At 67.1% G+C, this 2,495-nt stretch carries 3 protein-coding genes; all 3 read left to right on the forward strand.

The features are described from left to right. Nucleotides 1–568, forward strand: a 568-nt coding sequence (locus tag ACRDUX_RS19195) for a zinc-binding dehydrogenase (protein WP_526415609.1), incomplete at its 5' end; no start/stop codon positions are given. Next, nucleotides 565–948 (forward strand): 3-aminobutyryl-CoA ammonia lyase, encoded by a 384-nt coding sequence (gene kal, locus ACRDUX_RS19200; RefSeq protein WP_526415610.1) that lies wholly within the window; start codon nucleotides 565–567, stop codon nucleotides 946–948. The genes ACRDUX_RS19195 and kal, both read left to right, overlap by 4 nt. Then, nucleotides 945–2,486: an AMP-binding protein gene (locus ACRDUX_RS19205; RefSeq protein ID WP_526415611.1), complete on the forward strand. Its 1,542-nt coding sequence runs from the start codon at nucleotides 945–947 to the stop codon at nucleotides 2,484–2,486. The genes kal and ACRDUX_RS19205 overlap by 4 nt, the downstream gene beginning before the upstream one ends. The last annotated feature ends 9 nt before the right edge of the window (nucleotides 2,487–2,495 follow it).

The following is a 2,495-nucleotide window of genomic DNA, read 5'->3' on the forward strand; positions in this document are numbered from 1 at the left end:
CCAGGACACCGTGGCTGTCATCGGCTGCGGCGGAGTAGGGATCGCCGCCGTCCAGGGCGCCCGGCTCGCCGGCGCCCGGCGAATCATCGCCATCGACACGCTCGCCTCGAAACTCGAACTCGCACAACGCTTCGGCGCCACCGATACGGTGCTCGCAGATACGGATCCAACAGTCACAGTCGCCGCAGTGCACCGAATCCTCGCCCACGGTGTGACCCACGCGTTCGAAGTCGTCGGCCACCCGGCGACCGCTGAGTTGGCCTTCGCGGTGCTCGCGCCCACGGGTACCGCCACAATCCTGGGGTTGATGCCGGAGGGGCGGACGTTGACCATTCCCGCCGACGAGTTGATCTACGGCGATCGCAGGTTGCAGGGCGCCTATATGGGCGCCAACCGCTTCCTAGCCGACATCGACGTCTTCTGTGACCACTACGCCACCGGCCGTCTCGATCTGGACGCGATGGTGACCGCCGAGATCGCCTTCGACGACATCAACGACGGCCTGGACGCCATGTCCGAACCCACCACGATCCGCATCGTCGTGGACTTCGACCGGGACCGCTCGTGACCCTGACCCTCACCCACCGCCGCTACGTCGACTTCAGCCGGGCCCACTACGCCGGCAACCTCGTCGACGGCGCGTACGTCCTCGGACTGTTCGGCGACATCGCCACCGACGTCTGCCTGCAACTCGACGGCGACGAAGGGCTATTCGCGGGGTACTCCACCGTCACCTTCCACCAATCGGTTCGCGCCGGCGACGTGATCGAGGTCAGTGCCACCGTCACCAGGGTCGGCAACCGCAGCCGCGACGTCGACTTCAGCGCCCATGTCGTCACCCGGTCACTGGCCGATGGCACCACCCGCGGCCAGGTCCTACCCGAACCGATCCTCGCGGTGTCGGCCGCCGGGACCGTCGTGGTGCCGGCCGCCGAGGACGGCCCGTGATACCCGCGGGCGCCGTCAACCTCCCAGACCTGTTGGCGCACAATGCAGCCAGCCGGCCGCAGCAGGACTTCCTGCGCACCGCCGACGGTGCGATCGGCTACGCCGCAGCCAACCGCCGCGTCGAGGACCTGGCCGGGAAGTTACACGGCCTTGGCTTGAATGTCGGAGATCGCGTCATGGTGGTGATGGGCAACGGCATCGACCAGGTTCTGGTGTGGCTGGCGCTCAACCGCATCGGCGTCGTCAGCGTGCCCGTCAACCGCGACCTCACCCCACCCCTGCTGGCCCGCTCCATCGACCTCGTCGCACCGGCGGCATTCGTCGTCGACGCCGACGTGGCGGCCTGCTTGCCCGCCACCGACGCACCCGTGCTGGTTCACGGCCCCGGACCGGACGGCAATAGCCGTCGACTCGACGACTTGGCCTCCACCGCAATGACGCCCGATCGCATAGACGCGCTGGCACCGGCGGCGATGCTGTTCACCTCCGGCTCGACAGGTGTACCCAAGGCCTGCGTGCTGTCGCACCACTATCTGCTGCGGCAGGCGCAACTGCACGTCGCCAACCTGCGCCTGCAATCCACCGACGTGCTCTACACCCCGTTCCCGTTGTTCCACATCGACGCCGCCACGCTCACCGTCGGAGCGGCTCTGGTCGCCGGCGCCACCGCCGCTCTGTCACAACGATTCTCGGCATCGAGATTCTGGGACGAGATCCGCAGCTACGAGGTCACGGTGTTCAACTTCATGGGCGCCACGGCCAACATCTTGTGGAAACAGCCGCCCAGCCCGTCCGACCGCGAGCACGCCGTCCGACTGGCCTGGGGCGTACCGATGCCAGCCTGCGGACCTCACTGGCAGGAGCGATTCGGGTTCCCCCTTATCGAGGTGTACGGGCTGACCGATGCCGGAGTGCCTGCTTACCAGCCGCTCGACGAGCCTCGCCGGGACGGATCGTGCGGCCGGGTGATCGACGAATACGTCGTCAGCATCCGCGATACCGACGACAACCCCGTGCCAACCGGCCAACACGGCGAGATCACGATCAGCTCACCAGAACCGGGACTGGTGATGAACGAGTACTTCGCCATGCCCGACGCGACCCGAGAGGCCATGCGGGGCGGACGTTTTCACACCGGCGACTTCGGTTACGTCGATGAAGGCGGCCACCTGTACTTCGTCGCCCGCGGCAAGGACGTCATCCGCCGCCGAGGCGAGAACATCGCCGCCACCGACGTCGACAACGCCGTCACGAGCCACCCCGACGTTCGCGAGGCTGCCGCCGTCGGCGTGCCCAGCGAGTTGTCCGAAGACGACATCAAGGTCTTCGTCGTCACCCAACCGGGCGCCGACCCGAAACCCGCAGACATCCTGGCTCACTGCCGCGAACTCCTACCGCAGTACATGGTGCCCCGCTACGTCGAGTTCACCGACCGGCTGCCCAAGACCCCGACCCAGAAGGTCGAGCGGTTCAAGCTCGCTGCCCGCCCCCTCGGTGAGACCACCTGGGATAGCCAACTCCAGCAACAACACACCTAACCCCGATAC

This window comes from Mycobacterium sp. (assembly GCF_050701675.1).
In the GTDB taxonomy this organism is placed as follows: domain Bacteria; phylum Actinomycetota; class Actinomycetes; order Mycobacteriales; family Mycobacteriaceae; genus Mycobacterium.